This window comes from Streptomyces katrae (genome assembly GCF_000966975.1).
Classification (GTDB): domain Bacteria; phylum Actinomycetota; class Actinomycetes; order Streptomycetales; family Streptomycetaceae; genus Streptomyces; species Streptomyces katrae.
The window spans coordinates 1-2,192 of sequence record NZ_JZWV01001094.1 but is presented as its reverse complement, the minus strand read 5'-3'; the positions used below and the strand labels follow the sequence as shown (position 1 = coordinate 2,192).

1 protein-coding gene and 1 pseudogene are annotated in these 2,192 nt (G+C 74.1%); both read left to right on the top strand.

The annotated features are described in order from the left end of the window. A pseudogene (locus tag VR44_RS32830) lies at positions 1–1,912 on the top strand (AfsR family transcriptional regulator); the annotation flags it as partial. A gap of 24 nt (positions 1,913–1,936) precedes the next feature. Then, positions 1,937–2,192, top strand: a 256-nt coding sequence (locus tag VR44_RS46585; RefSeq protein ID WP_211275169.1) for a hypothetical protein, incomplete at its 3' end; no start/stop codon positions are given.

Here is a 2,192-nt window from a genome sequence, read left to right as displayed (position 1 = left end):
GCTCTACGTCGACCTCCAGGGCACCGACCCCCGCCCCGCCCTCCCCGAGGCCGTCCTCGGCTCCTTCCTGCGGGCCCTCGGCACCCCCGACAGCGCCATCCCCGACTCCGCCGCCGACCGGGCCGCCCTCTACCGCTCCACCCTCGACGGCCGCCGCGTCCTGGTCCTCCTCGACAACGCCCGCGACGCCGCCCAGGTCCGCCCGCTGCTCCCGGGCACCGCGGGCTGCGCCGCCCTCGTCACCAGCCGGGTCCGGATGTCGGGCCTCGCCGGCGCCCATCTCGTCGACCTCGACGTGATGAGCCCCGAGGAGGCCCTGCAGCTGTTCACCCGCATCGTCGGCACCGAACGCGTCGGCGCCGAACGCCAGGCCGCCCTCGACGTCGTCGGCGCCTGCGGCTTCCTGCCGCTCGCCATCCGCATCGCCGCCTCCCGGCTCGCCGCCCGCCGCACCTGGACCGTCTCCGTCCTGGCCGCCAAGCTCGCCGACGAACGCCGCCGCCTCGACGAACTCCAGTCCGGCGACCTCGCCGTCAAGGCCACCTTCGAGCTGGGCTACGGCCAGCTGGAACCCGCCCAGCAACGCGCCTTCCGCCTCCTGGGCCTCGCCGACGGCCCCGACATCTCCCTGGCCGCCGCGGCCGCCGTCCTCGACCTGCCCGAGCACGACACCGAGGACCTCATGGAGGCCTTAGTCGACTGCTCCCTGCTGGAATCCGCCGCCCCCGGCCGCTACCGCTTCCACGACCTCGTACGCCTCTACGCGCGTGCGTGCGCCGAACGCGACGAGCAGCCCGAGGGCGGGCGCGAGGCCGCCCTCGACCGGCTCCTCGACTTCTACCTCGCCACCGCCTCCCGCGTGTACGCCCTGGAACGGCCCGGCGACCGGCTGCCCGCCCACCTCTCCGAGACCCGCCACCCCGGCCTCGTCCTCACCGAACCCCGCGCCGCCCTGGACTGGCTGTTCGCCGAGGCCGACCCGCTGCTGGCCTGCGTACGGCAGTCCGCCGGGCGGCCGCAGGCGCTGCGCCGGGCCGTGGACCTGCTGTGGGCGGCCAAGGACCTCTCCGAGTCCGGGGCCAACTCCAAGCAGTACGAATCGGCCGCGCTGACCGTGTGCGAGGCCGCGCGCGCCGCGCGGGACCCGCGCACCGAGGGCCGGGCGCGGACCACCCTGACCATGGTCCACCTCTTCGTGGGCCGGTTCACCGAGGCCGACGAGCAGGCCCGCCAGGCCATGGAGCTGGCCCGCCTGGCCGGCGACCCGCTGCCCAGCTGCTGGGCGCCCAACGACCGCGGGATCATCGCCCTCTACCAGAAGCGGCACGCCGACGGAGAGCGGTTCCTGCTGGAGGCCATCGAGAACTTCCGGGCCGACGGCAACTTCATCGGCGAGGCCAGCGCCCTGTGCAACCTCTCCCGGATCCACGTGGTCCTGGGCCGGATGTCCAGCGCCATCGACCTCGCCCAGCAGGGCATCGCGATATACGACCGGATGGGCCTGACCCTGCGCCTGGCCAACGGCCGCTACGCGCTGGGCATCGCGCTCACCCAGGCCGGCCGGCTCACGGAGGCCCTCGACCAGCTGGGCGAGGCCCTGTCCCTGTTCCGCGACAACCGCCAGCCGCTGTGGGAGGGCGTGACCCACTTCCGGCTCGCCGAGGCCCATCTGGCCGCCCAGCGGCCCACCCTGGCCGCCAAGCACGCCGAGCAGGCCATCGCGCTGCGCGGCATCGGCGGGGAGTGGCGCCGGGCGACGGTGCTGACGGTCCTGGGGAAGGCGCTGCGGCGGCTCGGCCAGCCGGACCGGGCACGGGCGTGCTGGCGGGACGCGGAGTCCGTGTTCCTGCAGCTGGGTTCCGCGGAACTGGCCGAGGTACAGGCCCTGCTGGCGTCGGAACTGGCCGCCTGACCCGCTGACCTGGAGCCCCGCTCGATGGACGACCGCGTTCATCGTTCGTTTATCGCCGCGCGGCAGGATGAGTGCATCGACCCGGGGCGTCGGGGGGCACCCGGGCCGGCTGGAGGACAACCCGTTCGGCGGTCCACGGGGGAATCGCCGAACGGGCCCGACAACCACCAGGCCCCACAAGAGATCAGGAGAGAGTCGATGGCGACGAACGAGAACATCCTGCCGCTCGACGGCGACATCAGACCGCTCGACAACCACGCCTCGGTCGCCGACATCAACC